The sequence below is a fragment of the Peribacillus simplex genome, from assembly GCF_001542915.1.
GTDB lineage: Bacteria > Bacillota > Bacilli > Bacillales > DSM-1321 > Peribacillus > Peribacillus simplex_B.
This window is the reverse complement of record NZ_LNNH01000010.1, coordinates 178,844-193,960: the sequence shown is the minus strand read 5'-3', so window position 1 is coordinate 193,960 and position 15,117 is coordinate 178,844. Positions and strand designations below refer to the sequence as shown.

Genomic DNA, 15,117 nt, shown 5'->3' with positions numbered 1-15,117 from the left:
GAATTCGTCCTGCGTCGATACAATTCGACTTTATATTCTCTTGTGATATCGGTTACAAAATGATTGACATCGTTTTCATTGCATAGTATATTGTAGCTAACGAGAATAAGGATTGTTACTGACTCGATCAGGCATTACCTATGTTGAAAGTGCTTGGATTTTTTTATGCATTTTTAAGATGGGATTTTTTACGTTCCTTTGATGTGGGGGAAGCTTCAATGAAGTTTGTTAAAGCGTTCAATAACAATGTAGCCTTAGTGGAGGATTCCTCAAATTTAGAATGGGTCGTGATGGGAACGGCTGTTGGCTATCAGAAGAAAAAAGGGGACATGATTGATGAATCCCTCATTCGGCGTAAGTTTGTAGCTGAATCTTCGACGGTCCGTAGACCACTTGCACAAATTCTTGACAGCATCAAACCGGAAATCCTTGAGGTATCCGTAGAAATAATCAAGCGAGCCGAAGCTGAAATTGGCGTAACATTCAATACGAATATTTACTTAACTCTTGCGGATCACTTGAATTTCGCCATTGAGCGGAGCGATGCAGGCATTGAATACGCGCAACCAAGCCGTTGGGAAGTGAAAAAGCTCTATCATAAAGAGTACCAGGCGGCAGTGAATGCGATTCGATTTGTATATGATCAACTCGATGTACTTCTTCCTAAAAGTGAAGAAACATTCCTTACTTATCACTTCGTCAATGCCCAAAATGCGCATGCGAAGATTGAAGAAACGATGAAAATGACTGAGGTGATCAATCGAATCATCGACATCGTACAGTATCACTTTCAAATTAAACTAGATGAAGATTCCATGAACTATTCCAGGCTTGTCACGCATTTACGATTTTTCGTCATACGTCAGCTTGATCACGAACAAGATGGTAACCCACAAGTCGATAACACTTTACTTGATGTGGTGAAAACGAAGTATATGAAGGCATACCAGGCAGTCGGGAAAATTGCCAACCTGCTGCTTAAACAGTACGGCTGGTCACTATCATCGGACGAAAAGCTTTATTTAACACTGCATATATGGCGCGTCACCAGTCGTGCTGAAACTGAATAACCGTTATCTTCACTTGAGGATTGCTACTGACTAGATCAGGCATTACCCAAACAGACTAAGCATGTGATGAAAACATGCTTGGGCATCTGTTTGGGTTTTTTATTGGAAAAAAGGGGGAAATATTTTGGCTACACACAAGGAGACAGCTAAAGAGATTGTGTTGAAAATCGGCGGACGCGAAAATGTGGATCAAGTTTGGCACTGTGTTACCCGACTGCGATTCAACCTTCAAGATAAGAACAAAGTAAAGCTTGATGAAATTAAACAAATTGACGGCGTCATGGGTGCCCAGTTTTCTGGCGATCAGTTTCAGGTCATTATCGGAAACAAAGTAGCTGAGGTTTTTGAAGAAGTGGAGCCGCTTGTTGGGGTTGGCGGTTCGTCTAATAGTAAAAATAGAGAGAAACAAGGGGGAATCAGTCGGATCTTGGATACGATCTCCGGGATATTTACCCCGATCCTTCCAGCGCTTGTCGGTGCTGGCTTGTTAAAAGGTTTTGTCGCTTTATTCATAACCTTTGGTTGGTTTAGTTCAAAAAGTGACACATACGCAGTACTCAATGCAATTGGTGACGGGGTTTTCTACTTCCTGCCCTTCTTCTTAGCCGTTTCAGCTGCACGCAAATTCAAAACAAACGAATATTTAGCACTTGCGATAGCTGGTACATTACTTTATCCCACTTTTGTTGATGCAACACGAGGTATCACGGATATTTCGAATTTTACATTATTTGGATTAAGTTTCGTTTCCATTCCGGTTGTGAACTACGCTTCTAGCGTTCTTCCTATCATCTTAAGTGTTCTGTTATTGAAATATGTATACAAATTTATTCGTTCATGGATGCCTTCATCGATTACGGTGATGTTTTCCCCATTGCTTGCGCTGCTTATCGTCGTGCCTCTCACCCTCTGGTTGATTGGGCCGCTCGGTACAAATATTGGGAATGGACTATCCCAAGTATTTGCTTGGCTCTTTGAACATGCGGGCCCGGTGGCTGGTTTGCTGATGGCTGGATTGATGCCGCTGATCGTTATGACAGGCATGCATTACACGTTCGCACCAATTAGCATTCAGAACATGTCTCTTTACGGGTTTGATAATGTCCTGGCACCCACGATGTTCATTAGTAACTTGGCTCAAGCTGGAGCTGCCTTTGGCGTAGCGCTGCGGACTAAAAATAAGGAATTGAGACAGCTTGGAATATCCTCAGGAATCTCGGCGGTGATCGGGATTACAGAACCGGCAATGTATGGAGTCAACATGAAATTAAAAAGACCATTCTACTATGCGATGATTTCTAGTGGATTGCTTGGTGCTTTTGCTGGTTGGTATGGATTCAAAGCGTTTACCATGGGGGGACTAGTCGGGATATTCTCCATTCCGACATTCGCGGATCCCAGTGGAGAGGCGGGTAACTTGATCGTTGCTCTCGTCATGCTTGCATTAGCGATCATTCTACCCATTATTCTGATTTTGATCTTCGGGTTTGAAGATATTGCGACAGAAGACCAAACTAGTGGAGTTGGGAAAGTTGAAAAAGGATTGGCAGAAGCTGCATCTACGATAACCAGTATGGAAGGTGAATCAAAAACGGCCGATGTATTTTCCCCGTTAACAGGAAAAATCGTTCCTTTAAAAGACGTTTCAGATGCAACATTCGCGCAAGAGATTATGGGAAAAGGGATTGCCATCCAGCCAGCTGATAATCGTGTCGTCTCTCCAGTCCCAGGAATCATCATGGTGTTGCCGGATTCTCAACATGCAGTTGGCATAAAAGGAGATGATGGGCAGGAAATATTGATTCATATTGGGATTGATACGGTTTCTCTTAGAGGAAAACATTTTAAAGCACTTGTTAAAGAGGGAGATCGTGTAATCAGCGGCCAGCCGCTGATTGAATTTGATCGGGATGCCATCCAGGCAGAAGGCCTCGACTCCGTTACGATGATTATAGTGACAAATACAGCAGATTATTTAGATGTCCTGCCAGTCAATGAGAAGGGGCAGATATTCGAAGAGGAACAACTACTTTCGATAGTGAAATAAAGCAGACTTGGAGGGCAAGGGTCTTAGCCCTCCATAATAAAAAATAAACAAAGGACGTGGAGAATATGGCAATGACGGATACTGGATTCAAAAAAGGATTCCTCTGGGGCGGCGCAACCGCAGCCAATCAACTTGAAGGTGCTTTTGATGTTGCAGGCAAAGGACTTTCTACAGCGGATATGATTCGCTTCGTTCCAAAAGAAGAACGCAACGGCTATTCTATGGACGTAAAAGCGGATTACATTGAAGGCGTTCTTGCAGGGAAAATAAAGGATCGTTTTCCAAAACGTACAGCGATTGATTTCTATCACCGCTACAAAGAAGACATGGCGTTATTTGCAGAAATGGGATTTAAAACACTTCGCATTTCGATTCACTGGGCGCGCATTTTTCCGAATGGCGATGACCAACAACCGAATGAAGCAGGATTGAAATTTTACGACGATCTTTTCGATGAAATGTTGAAATACGGCATTGAGCCGCTTGTAACTCTTTCACACTATGAAACTCCGCTTGAATTGACGCGGAAATACAACGGGTGGCATAACCGGAAGCTTATTGGATTCTACACGCGCTATGCAGAGACCGTGTTTACGCGCTATAAAAACAAGGTGAAATACTGGCTCACCTTTAATGAAATCAACGTCATTACACACAGTCCTTACACAGGTGGCGGTGTGCTCGTTGAAAACGTTCCGGACAAGACATTCGAGCAAGTAGCGTATCAAGCAGCCCACCATCAATTTGTCGCTAGTTCCCTTGCCACGAAGCTTGCCCATGAAATCATTCCCGGAGTACAAGTAGGATGCATGCTTGCACGCATGACCACGTATCCTGTCACGAACCATCCGGATGACATCTTATTAGCGCAAAACCACAATGATATGAACCTATTCTTCACAGACGTTCAAGTGCGAGGAGAATATCCGAAGTTAATGGAGCGTTACTTTGAGGAAAATGACATCGTGATTGAAAAGAAAATAGGCGATGATGAGATTATTAAACAGTATCCTGTCGATTTCATCTCATTTAGTTACTACATGTCTATCTCTGTTACTACACAAGGTGAAAAAGAGAGTGTTCTCGGGAATATGGTGAAAAATAGTGTTAAAAACCCTCACCTTGAAACATCCGATTGGGGATGGCAGATCGATCCAAAAGGGCTTCGTTATACATTGCAAGACTTCCATAATCGCTATGGAAAACCGCTGTTCATCGTTGAAAATGGTCTTGGTGCCCATGATAAGGTCGAGGAAGATGGCTCCATTCATGACCCGTATCGTGTTGACTACTTAAGACAGCATATTGAACAAATGAAGGAAGCTGTCAAATACGGCGTTGATTTGCTTGGCTACACGGCATGGGGGCCCATTGATCTAATCAGTGTCTCAACGAACGAAATGTCCAAGCGCTACGGCTTCATCTATGTGGATCAGGATGATGAAGGAAACGGCACACTTGCACGCTCGAAGAAAGATTCGTTCTACTGGTATAAAAAAGTGATCGAAACAAATGGAGATGATCTATCTTAATCTTCCTATAAACAAAGGAGTCCGCTATAAGCCACTTGTAGCGGACTCCTTTGTTTATTAGTCCCTTTTCGTAAAGATTTCTTATTTAAGGCGAAGCTACTAAATGTTGATTGGAGCAGATTGCGAGACTTCGGCGTCAGGAGTGCCCGCCCTCTCGAAAAAGCGGCATTGAGGGAAATCAACCACAACACACTACTTGAGAAACAGAAATAAAGAATCCTAAAAATTGCTATAATATAGAATAACGACAAATTGAACGACGAAAGGAGAAATCATGGTAGGAGCCAAAACTTTTCATACAATTGATGAATATATCTTGCAATTTCCCGAAGAGGTACAGGAGATTTTGAAAACGGTAAGGAACGTGATAAAAGCTGCGGCACCGGAAGCTAGTGAAAAGATTAGTTATCAAATGCCCACGTTTGCCATACATGGCAACCTGGTCCATTTCGCGGCTTATAAAAACCATATCGGATTTTATCCGACACCGAGCGGGATCTTGGCCTTTGAAGATGCTTTATCGGACTATAAACGGTCGAAAGGGGCCGTTCAGTTTCCGCTCAACAAGCCGATTCCTTATGATGTAATAAGTGAGATCGTTACATTCAGGGTGAAGGAGAATATTAAAAAAGCCGAAGCCAAAGCGAAAAAGAAATAAGTACGTTCAGCGCCATTTTCGAATCGGTTAAAAAAGGGGCGGTTTTTCCTTATGAAGTATCGCTTTTTCTTGTGCCGGAATGTGTGTAGAATTTGATCGCCTTCTGCTTGCCCTGCGCTCCGGAACCTGATAATTCTCAAACGTGGTCGACTTATGATAAGCTTGTATTATCGGAATTAACAAAATATTAATGATTTTGTTGGCGAAAGTCCTGCGTGCATGCATCAATTGTTAGAAAGGTGGCAACGATCATAACGGCTATATTAATGGAGGAGTTTAACCATGCTTCTGGATTCGGAACGAAATTAACTTGGCACTCCGAGCCGAAAGCATGGAGTATTAATGCGGAGGATTCGGTTTTAGTCATTAAAACGGATAATCAAACCGATTTTTGGCAAAAAACTCATTATGGCTTTCAAGCGGATAATGGGCATTTTTTATACCTTGAGGTAAACGGGGATTTTCGTTTAACGACGAAAGTGAAATCCAATCCAGTCAATAGATATGACCAAGCGGGCTTGATGGTGCGCTTCTCAAGCGAGACATGGCTAAAGACGTCGGTTGAATATATCCCTGATGGCCAAAGTAAATTAGGTGTGGTTGCAACAAATCAAGGGTATTCTGATTGGTCCAGCCAGGACATTTCAGAAGACGGGGCTCCGCTATTTTATCGAATCACGAGAAAGGACAACGACTTTTATGTGGATTATTCATTGGATGGCACTTCGTGGAGCCAAATCAGGATGACCCATCTCGTTGAAGAGGCAAGTAAGATGAAAGTCGGCCTTTATGCCTGTAGCCCGCAAGGAATTGGGTATGAAGCAGCGTTCGATTTCATGAAGGTGGAAAAAATAGATAAGGAAACAAAGGTTTATTAATAGGGCAAGAGATGAAGACTTTTTGTCTTGATAAATTCGACTGGAAAGAGGAAGGGGTCTATTATGTTCAAGAAATTATTCGGAAAAAAAGATAGTGTGGAGCAATTGCTTGCACCGATAAACGGACAAGTCATAAAGATGGAGGATGTTCCTGATCCGGTGTTCTCCGGGAAGCTGATGGGAGATGGGATCGCGATCCTTCCTGAGGAGGGCCTTGTCGTGGCTCCGATAGATGCAGAAGTGGTCCAGGTTTTTCATACGAAGCATGCAATAGGACTTAAGACAAAAAATGGGATTGAATTGCTGATGCATATCGGGCTAGAAACGGTGAACCTTAAAGGTGAAGGATTCGAAGTCCATGTCGCAGAAGGGCAGCGTGTAAAAGCCGGGGACAAGCTCGTTACATTCGATATCGAATTTCTTAAATCGAATGCACCAAGCATTATCACTCCTATCGTCATCACGAATGGTGAGCTCGTTGAAAAAGTGGAAAAAACAGCTAGCACCGAAGCGATCATGAACGAAACGGAGATTATGAAAGTTTATTTAAAGTAAAAAATTAAGGGTTTACTAAAGTGTAAACCCGCAAAACATCCTTTGCAGCGATTATTGCAAAGGATGTTTTTATGATCATGAACTTTATTTATCCACCCAGCAAGATAGACCTTTCAGGAATACGCACGCTGAATTCGCTCAATGTCTATAGCATATTAAAGATTTAAGATGGGTAATGAACTGGTTCATATTTTGACTTGGACCGCTATCATTGCTGCCAGCAGGATATTCGAAAAAAACAGCGAATAATAGGTGAGTGAACAAATAAATCAAGCGAGGGTGAATAGGATGAGAGTTCAAGCAGAAAAGATATTCGTTAACCTGCCTGTTAAAGATTTGGATGCTTCGATACAATTCTTCACTAAAGTGGGCTTTGCCTTTAACGAGCAAATGACCAATGAAAACGCAACGTGCATGGTTATCAGTGAATCGATTTACGTCATGCTATTGGTTGAGGATTATTTCAAGACGTTTACGAAGATGGAAATCCCGAATTCGGAAACGAGTGCGGAAGCGATTGTCGCCCTATCGGTAAATAGTAAGCAAGAAGTCGACGAAGTCGTCAATAGGGCATTGAATGCCGGCGCACAGCCCTATAATGAAGCCATCGACCATGGATTCATGTACGGTTGGAGCTTCAGGGATTTGGACGGACATCTTTGGGAAGTATTCTACATGGATGAAAGTGGGTTCAGGCAAGAATAAGCCAAAACGAACACCCCTTCACTTAACATGTACGCCTTATATAAGACATGAAAAAGGTGATGCTGTCTGTATTTTGCAGATGGCATCTTTTTTAAGCTCCATTACCCTCATAAACCAATACCCTAAAGAAAGCTGCCCAGTTCGTGCTGGCCTACGAAAGTATAAACCTCAAAAACTGTGGGTTAAATGGTCCTTTCTAAATGTTTAAGCTGAGTGTAATGAAACGATCGATGTATAAAATATGAAAACTATAGGCAATCGAACTTCTATCTCCATTCCCTTGTAGAGGGGATGAAATGGCATTACGCATGTTACCCTCAGTTTTGACTACGGGCTGTCCCGATCTTCTCCTATTGGTTTAATTGTTAATAATTAACTATATATGATACTATTACCTTTAGTTTGTTTTAACATGGGAGAAGGTATTAGATGAAGGCAATTTTCCGCACTAAGTTTTTTTATGTAATTATTTTGGCCGTGTTGTTGGCTGCTGGTTTTGGTTTCACCCATTACGAGCATGGCGAGAAGAAAGAGACATTGACCGATGCTGAATTTTATTCAACATTAGAGGCTGGAAAGGTGACATCCTTGAAATTGGAGCCGAAAAAAAGTGTATATGAAATAAGCGGCCGCCTGAAAGCTGATGGAAAGGATCAATCTTTTAACGTAATTGTCCCGAACAGTGAGTTCGCGCTGAATACGATCAATCGAGCTGCGGACGAACATAATATAGAACAAATTGTCGTGATACCGCCAGATACTGATGTAAGCGGGTGGGTCACCGTTCTTACAACGACATTGCCGTTCATACTCCTTTTGATCATGGTTTTCGTCATTGTCCTCATGTTACGGGTGATAAAAAGATGGAACCGTCCACGATATTAAAAAAACTCGCTTTTCCTACTTGGAAAGGCGAGTTTTTTTATCAATATATCAAGTTTGGCAGGATCACATCATGTGAGTCCAGCCAAGACGAACAGTTGCAGAATAAAGCCAGAATGGTGATGGTCCAATTCTAGATCAAGCATGGAAATTCATAAATAATGGCGTTTTATTGTAAATACTATTCCGGGCCTATTTTGTAATCTTATGGTAGTCAACTGTAACCGGACTCCGGATGGCGTTAAACCAGTTGACTCCAATTTTAAAGAATGGGGGGATCACCATAAAAAAATGTGAGCATCAACAGCTGTCGACAATCAAACAGTTAAATGGACCTACTTTGATCATGTGCACAACATGTAATGAAATCATAAAGATCGTTAAGGGATAAAGCAAATCTGGAAGAAAGATAACTCCATTACTTTTTGCCCTCGTTTGATGGGTTCTGGTTATCCTGACATTCTTGATCACATATGAATACATGTCAAAAAAACTAAAAATTATAAATAATCCTGTTTTATTATAAATACTTTCTTCTTTTTAAGCTGTAATCTAATGTGGAATAACTTTAAGGGGGGAAAAGAAATGGGGAAAGCAAAGAAGGGTTGGATGCTGTTAATTGCTTCAATGTTGGCAATCTTTTTGTTGGCAGGGTGCAATAGCGAATCATCCGGCTCAAGCGGTGGCACTTCGAAAGGCAAGGGGGATAAAATCGTTGTAGGTTTCTCGCAAATTGGTGCTGAAAGCGGCTGGCGAACAGCGGAAACCGACTCCATAAAAAAAACGTTGGGCAATGACCCCCAATTTGAATTGAAGTTCTCGGATGCTCAGCAAAAACAAGAAAATCAAATCAAAGCCCTTAGAAGCTTTATTGCTCAAAAAGTGGATTTGATTGCATTGGCTCCCGTTGTTGAGTCCGGCTGGGAAACGGTTCTGAAGGAAGCTAAAAATGCTGGTATCCCAGTCATCTTGTTAGATCGTGGAATTAAAGTTAAGGATGAATCACTTTATACAAGCTTTATCGGTTCCGATTTCATTACAGAAGGTGAAAACGCTGCCAAAGAGTTGATCAATTTGATGGGCAAGGATTCGAAGGTGAATATTGTAGAGCTCCAGGGAACGGTCGGAGCTAGTGCGGCCAATGATCGCATGGCTGGATTCGCCAAGGAAATCAAAGCGAATGCCAATTATAAAATCATTAAATCACAAACAGGTGATTTTACACGTACGAAAGGCAAGGAAGTAATGGAAGCATTTTTGAAATCGGATGGCGATAATATCGATGCGGTTTACGCTCATAATGATGATATGGCATTAGGGGCGATACAAGCGATCGAAGAATATGGATTGAAGCCAGGTAAGGATATCAAAGTGGTATCGGTGGATGGCATTAAAGATATTTTCGAAGCGGTCATCGCAGGTAAGTCAAATATTATAGTCGAATGTAATCCATTATTGGGACCTCAGCTTGCTCAAGCAGCTAAAGATTTAAAAGCTGGAAAAGAAATTGAAAGATGGATCAAAACGGATGAAGATGTGTTTGTTGGGAAAGAAGCGGCAGAGGAAGCTTTATCATCACGACAATACTAATAGTAAGCGGAAAAATCGGAATTGTTTCTTAACAATTTCGATTTTTCTATGGTATCAACCGTTGGAAATTTATTTTTTGATTATTATGAATTTTATTGAAAATGAGCAACACATTGGTAATAATATAACCATGACCCAAGAAAAGGGAGAGGGAGAGTTCACTATTGCGCTCAAATTGCTAGCACATTTCAATAACAGCAGTATCCGATTTAAACTATTTTTCTATTTTTTTATCATCATCATCTTGTGTATCATGACCCTGAGTTTTTTTGGCGGGGAAATATATAAGAAATCCATTGAAAAGGAAGCGAACAGGCACACAGATCAGATGATTGACCAAGTATGGAACCACATTAAAGTGCTAATTCAAGAGAATGATAATATTATGTATTACTTAGCGAACGAAGAATCCGTTGGACAATTTTTGGAACAAAAAAACCCAGCTGAAAAGATAGAGCAAAAGGCGAAGGAAAAAATCCAAATCTATAAAGACAGGCATCAGGAAATAGCAGGAATCATTCTAGTGAATCGGTACGATCAGCTGATCAGTAATGAGATGACGAGGATTTCCAGAGATCCGCTTACGAAGGAGTCTTGGTATAAAAAGGCGATACAAACACCAGGAAAGATCCAGTTGATTTCAAAGCCGATCGGCAGGAATCTTACAAACACCTCGGATTATCAAGTCAATAATGTGCTATCACTGGTCAAAGCCATTGAAAACCCGACAACCAAGGAAGTTGAGGGCGTCATTTTAATTGACCTTAAATTCGATTTCATAAAAAGCGTGATAGAATCGATCAAGCTTGGTAAAAGCGGCTTCATTTTCATCATGGATAAAGAAAGCAAAGTGGTTTATTCACCGGTTAACTCGACGGTTTACCGCATCCATCCAAGCTGGCTGGCGAACGATGAAATGCCGCCGATCGAAAAAGAGATTGAGCATGACAAGTTCCAAATCATTTACAATACGGTTCCCGATATCGGTTGGAAGATTGTCGGGGTGTTTTCGATTAATGAAACGACCAAGGTCGTATCCAAAGTTCAAGGACTCACTTTGATCATCGCCATCATCACTTTAATCATCAGTTTGATCGTGTCTTTATTCTTTGCGAATACGATAACGAAGCCATTAACAAAACTCAAGACATTAATGGGGAATGTGGAGGAAAGACGATTCGACCTCCGTTTTCACTCGAAGTATGACGATGAAATTGGTCAGTTGGGCAACAGCTATAATAAAATGATCCAGGAAGTGGAGGAGCTCATCGATCTTGTCTATAAGGAACAAAAAAGTAAAAGGGAAGCAGAGCTTAAAATATTGCAAGCGCAAATCAAGCCGCATTTCTTATACAATACGTTAGACACCATCCAATGGATGGCAAGCGAGTATAAAGCCGAAAAAATCATAGAAATGGTCAATGCACTGACAACCTTATTCAGAATTGGCTTGAATAAGGGAAATGAATTCATAACGGTTGAAGAAGAGGTCGAGCATATAGTCAGTTACCTTACCATACAGATGACCCGCTATGAATCCAAAATAGAATATCAGTTGGATGTGGATGAAACGGTAAAAAATAACCAAGTGCTGAAGCTTATTTTACAGCCTTTGGTCGAGAATGCGATCTATCACGGAATAAGGAACAAAAGAGGAAAAGGAAAAATCTCGATCAGCATATGTAAAAAGAACGATCAGCTTTTATTTGCCGTTAGGGATACAGGAGTCGGAATCGAGGCGGAGCCCTTGAAAAAATTGAATCATGCTTTGAAGAATATGAGTGGTGACCATAAAGGTTATGGCTTATTTAATGTAAATGAAAGAATCATGTTGTCATATGGATCGCAATATGGATTACAAGTATTCAGTGAATATGGAACGGGGACAACAGTGATAGCGATACTTCCTATAATCAATAAATAAAGCGCTTACAAAATTTATGGGCTGTCGTGGAGGTTTTATGATGTGGGAGTTATTAATTGCCGAAGATGAAACAACGATAAGGAAAGGACTCAGGTTCGCAGCTGACTGGGAGGATTACTCCGTTCACGTAATAGGAGAAGCGGAAGATGGTGAAATGGCATTGGACATGGCCATCGAATTGAAGCCCGATATTTTATTCATTGATATTAATATGCCGTTTCTAAATGGATTGGAATTGATGGAGCAATTGCGAAAAAACCTTCCAGACGCCATTTTTATCGTCATATCGGGCTACGATGATTTTGGCTATGCACAACAGGCGATCAAGATGGGTGCATTTGACTATATAATAAAACCTGTTAACAAGGATGAACTAATCAAAACGGTGAAAAGGGCTACGGAACATCTCGAAAAAAACAGCAGAAGTAAGCGGCTTGCGCAGCAACTGGAGGGAAATAAACCACTGCTTAAAGAAAAATTCCTGCAAAACTGGTGCTCAGGTTCATTTACCGAAGAAGAAGTCCATGAACAGTGCCAGCTACTGGAGCTGAAGCTTGAAGGCCATATAGGGATGTCGGTTTTCAAGGTAGTCAGAGGAATTGATGACGGTGGAGCGGAGCGGTATTGGAGTGATAGTTTAATAAACTTTTCATTGAAGAATATCATCAAGCATATTTTGAATGCGTATCCAAACGTTGAGCTTTTTGAAGACCATTCAGGCAATATTGTCGTACTTATCCCAGGCGTCAATATGGAACAGTTGCTCACACAGAACAGGGAAATAAAAGACTATGCCGAAAAATTCTTGGGCAAGGGGATTGTTTGTGCCGAGAACATGTTTCATGATCTCCTAGCTTTTCCAAAGCAATATACCGAGTTAATTACAGAGGTAAAAACCTCCAAAAGTTTATCGCCGATGGTTTTATTGGCTAAAAATTATATCGATCAACACTATGACGAGCATTCGATTTCATTGAAAGAAGTGGCTGCCATTGTACAGGTGAGCCCTACGTATTTAAGCAAGCAAATTAAAAATGAATTAGGGATTTCGTTCATACACTATCTGACGAAGGTACGAATAAATAAAGCCCTACTGCTGATAAAGGACCCTTATCTAAAAATCTATGAAGTGGCTGATATGGTCGGGTATAGTACTCAGCATTACTTTTGCAGTGCCTTCAAGAAGGTGATTGGCATTTCACCGATGGTTTATAAGAGTGGAGTAAAGAGTAATGACTAAAAAAAGGATATATCGAAATATAATGATTGGATTAAGCGTCTGTTGCTTACTCCCATTATTGCTTCATTACAAGAATACCGAGAAGGAGGCCAAGGAAGAGAAGGAAGTAGACTATGTCATTGGTGTTTCACAGCCAAACCTTCTTGAACCATGGCAAGTGCTGATGTATGAGGAGTTAACGGAAGAAGCTGCGAAACATCACAATATAAGAGTGATTTATACGGATGCGGCGCACAGCTCGGCGCAACAGATAGAGGAAATCGAAACATTGAAGTCCTATGGAATCGATCTGTTGATCGTATCCGTCGATAATACGGCTGCCTTGACGCCTGTCATTTCGAAGGTGTATGAAGAAATCCCTGTCATTGTCCTGGGAAGGGGAGTCGAAGGGTACAATTATACCCTGTATATCGGTTCGGACCACCATTTCATAGGCGAGATGGCTGCAGAGGCTGCCATGCAATTGCTGGGCAATAAGGGCGGGGACATCATTGAACTGCAAGGTGTCGCGAGTGCCTTGCAAGTGGAGGAAAGAAGTGAGGGTTTCCGGGAGAAAATAAGTGAAAACTCGGCTTATAAGATAACCGATTCACTTGTTGCGAACTGGCAAAGAGATAAGGCCGAGGACAAGCTGAAGGAGCTATTGCGCTATCGCCACGATCCGCCTGACCTGATTTATGCGTACAATGATGCAATGGCTTTAGGGGCCCGCAAAGCCCTCGAAGCTTTGCATCTGAAAGGAGTTGACATCATCGGCAGCGATGGGGTCAACAAGCCGGATGGTGGATTGCAATTAGTAAAGGGAAAAAAGGTCGATACGACATTCATTACCCCGACTGGTGGAAAAGAAGCCATTCAGTATGCGATTGAAATTTTGAATCAAGAAGCGGAAATCCCGAAAAAAATAATAGTCAGGAACCATCAAGTGACACTGAAGAACGTAAATGAATATCTACAACAACGGGATCTATCCACTAACCATCAGGAAGAGAAGGATGTAAAGGTCACATTGGGGTTTGCGCAAGTCGGTAAGGAAAGTGGTTTTAGGGCGGCCAATACGAGTTCGATCATTGCGGCAGCAAAAGACGAAGGGGTAAACCTGAAACTGAAGAATGCCAATAATGATCAAGAAAAGCAAGTGGAAATAATAAGGGGATTTATCAAGCAAGGGGTAGATGTCATCGCCTTTTCCCCGAAGGTCGAACATGGCTGGGATGAAGTGCTTCAAGAAGCAAAGAATGCCGGAATTCCCGTCATTCTCTCTGATCGAGAAATTGAGGTGAGGGATTCCTCCTTATGGACTTCCTTTATCGGTTCGGATTTTGTTGAGGAAGGACGCAGGGCTGCCCGTTGGTTAGTCAATGGGAGGAAGACACCGGGAAAAGAGGTGAACATCATTGAATTGGAGGGGACGAGCAATGCCGCTCCTTCCATCGGCAGAAAGGAAGGGTTCGAAGAAGTTCTGCATGACCATCATTCCTATCGGATTTTGGATTCATTAATAGGGGATTTTACGTATCGAAAGGGGAAGGAAATGATGGCCGCCGCCTTGGCCCGCTATGGCCGGGACATCGATGTCGTGTACGCACATAATGATGATATGGCGATTGGTGCGATTGAAGCCATTGATGAGTATGGTTTGCGGCCCGGGAAAGATATTAAAATCATTTCCATTGATGCAACCAAAAAGGCATTGACTGCATTGAGTATAGGCAAGCTGAATTTCTCGGTGGAATGCAATCCATTATTGGGTCCCCAACTCATGAAATCGGTTAAAGACCTTAAAGCGGGGAAAGAAATTCCGATGAAAATCATTACTTCGGAAAAAACCTTTACGAAAGAGGAAGCGAAGCAGGAAATTTTGATGAGGCACTATTGATTGCCAATGGTTTTGGAGAATCTGTACTTCGACCGTTTCATTGCACTTTGCTTGAACTTGAAGAGGGAATTCCGATTGGCCACAGTTTTAAGGGTTTGTACATGATGGATTTTACATTTGCCCACCGATTTGATGGTTGTAGAATGACCGTTTCATT

The 15,117-nt window shown here is 41.8% G+C and carries 12 protein-coding genes; all 12 read left to right on the top strand.

Going from position 1 to position 15,117, the window contains the following annotated elements; translation table 11 throughout:
• Window positions 1–218 precede the first annotated feature (218 nt).
• Complete coding sequence (locus AS888_RS03520; RefSeq protein WP_185113018.1) at window positions 219–1,070, top strand: PRD domain-containing protein; 852 nt, start codon at window positions 219–221, stop codon at window positions 1,068–1,070.
• A gap of 124 nt (window positions 1,071–1,194) precedes the next feature.
• Window positions 1,195–3,117 (top strand): beta-glucoside-specific PTS transporter subunit IIABC, encoded by a 1,923-nt coding sequence (locus AS888_RS03515; protein WP_061140805.1) that lies wholly within the window; start codon window positions 1,195–1,197, stop codon window positions 3,115–3,117.
• A 65-nt stretch (window positions 3,118–3,182) separates the two neighbouring features.
• The gene (locus tag AS888_RS03510; RefSeq protein ID WP_061140804.1) at window positions 3,183–4,649 is read left to right on the top strand and encodes a glycoside hydrolase family 1 protein; all 1,467 of its coding nucleotides are present in this window, start codon (window positions 3,183–3,185) and stop codon (window positions 4,647–4,649) included.
• A gap of 274 nt (window positions 4,650–4,923) precedes the next feature.
• Window positions 4,924–5,307 (top strand): iron chaperone, encoded by a 384-nt coding sequence (locus tag AS888_RS03505; protein ID WP_061140803.1) that lies wholly within the window; start codon window positions 4,924–4,926, stop codon window positions 5,305–5,307.
• A 266-nt stretch (window positions 5,308–5,573) separates the two neighbouring features.
• The gene (locus AS888_RS03500; protein ID WP_155645389.1) at window positions 5,574–6,185 is read left to right on the top strand and encodes a DUF1349 domain-containing protein; all 612 of its coding nucleotides are present in this window, start codon (window positions 5,574–5,576) and stop codon (window positions 6,183–6,185) included.
• 63 nt (window positions 6,186–6,248) lie between these two features.
• Window positions 6,249–6,740: a PTS sugar transporter subunit IIA gene (locus AS888_RS03495; RefSeq protein ID WP_061140802.1), complete on the top strand. Its 492-nt coding sequence runs from the start codon at window positions 6,249–6,251 to the stop codon at window positions 6,738–6,740.
• Between the two features lie 288 nt (window positions 6,741–7,028).
• On the top strand, window positions 7,029–7,445 hold the full coding sequence (locus AS888_RS03490; protein ID WP_061140801.1) for a VOC family protein: 417 nt from the start codon (window positions 7,029–7,031) through the stop codon (window positions 7,443–7,445).
• A gap of 429 nt (window positions 7,446–7,874) precedes the next feature.
• On the top strand, window positions 7,875–8,330 hold the full coding sequence (locus AS888_RS03485) for an ATP-dependent metallopeptidase FtsH/Yme1/Tma family protein (RefSeq protein ID WP_061140800.1): 456 nt from the start codon (window positions 7,875–7,877) through the stop codon (window positions 8,328–8,330).
• A gap of 582 nt (window positions 8,331–8,912) precedes the next feature.
• A complete protein-coding gene (locus tag AS888_RS03480) occupies window positions 8,913–9,917 on the top strand; it encodes an ABC transporter substrate-binding protein (RefSeq protein ID WP_061140799.1) in 1,005 nt (334 codons plus the stop codon).
• A gap of 130 nt (window positions 9,918–10,047) precedes the next feature.
• Window positions 10,048–11,841 (top strand): cache domain-containing sensor histidine kinase, encoded by a 1,794-nt coding sequence (locus AS888_RS03475; RefSeq protein ID WP_081092319.1) that lies wholly within the window; start codon window positions 10,048–10,050, stop codon window positions 11,839–11,841.
• A 40-nt stretch (window positions 11,842–11,881) separates the two neighbouring features.
• A complete protein-coding gene (locus AS888_RS03470; protein ID WP_061140798.1) occupies window positions 11,882–13,081 on the top strand; it encodes a response regulator transcription factor in 1,200 nt (399 codons plus the stop codon).
• A complete protein-coding gene (locus tag AS888_RS03465) occupies window positions 13,074–14,960 on the top strand; it encodes a substrate-binding domain-containing protein (RefSeq protein WP_061140797.1) in 1,887 nt (628 codons plus the stop codon). Before AS888_RS03470 ends, AS888_RS03465 begins: the two co-directional genes overlap by 8 nt.
• Window positions 14,961–15,117: the final 157 nt, after the last annotated feature.

Bases quoted from the DNA above. Each gene is read 5' to 3' on its own strand.
- AS888_RS03520 (WP_185113018.1), top strand. From the start codon at position 219: ATGAAGTTTGTTAAAGCGTTCAATAACAATGTAGCCTTAGTGGAGGAT.
- AS888_RS03510 (WP_061140804.1), top strand. From the start codon at position 3,183: ATGGCAATGACGGATACTGGATTCAAAAAAGGATTCCTCTGGGGCGGC.
- AS888_RS03505 (WP_061140803.1), top strand. From the start codon at position 4,924: ATGGTAGGAGCCAAAACTTTTCATACAATTGATGAATATATCTTGCAA.
- AS888_RS03500 (WP_155645389.1), top strand. From the start codon at position 5,574: ATGGAGGAGTTTAACCATGCTTCTGGATTCGGAACGAAATTAACTTGG.
- AS888_RS03495 (WP_061140802.1), top strand. From the start codon at position 6,249: ATGTTCAAGAAATTATTCGGAAAAAAAGATAGTGTGGAGCAATTGCTT.
- AS888_RS03490 (WP_061140801.1), top strand. From the start codon at position 7,029: ATGAGAGTTCAAGCAGAAAAGATATTCGTTAACCTGCCTGTTAAAGAT.
- AS888_RS03485 (WP_061140800.1), top strand. From the start codon at position 7,875: ATGAAGGCAATTTTCCGCACTAAGTTTTTTTATGTAATTATTTTGGCC.
- AS888_RS03480 (WP_061140799.1), top strand. From the start codon at position 8,913: ATGGGGAAAGCAAAGAAGGGTTGGATGCTGTTAATTGCTTCAATGTTG.
- AS888_RS03475 (WP_081092319.1), top strand. From the start codon at position 10,048: ATGACCCAAGAAAAGGGAGAGGGAGAGTTCACTATTGCGCTCAAATTG.
- AS888_RS03470 (WP_061140798.1), top strand. From the start codon at position 11,882: ATGTGGGAGTTATTAATTGCCGAAGATGAAACAACGATAAGGAAAGGA.
- AS888_RS03465 (WP_061140797.1), top strand. From the start codon at position 13,074: ATGACTAAAAAAAGGATATATCGAAATATAATGATTGGATTAAGCGTC.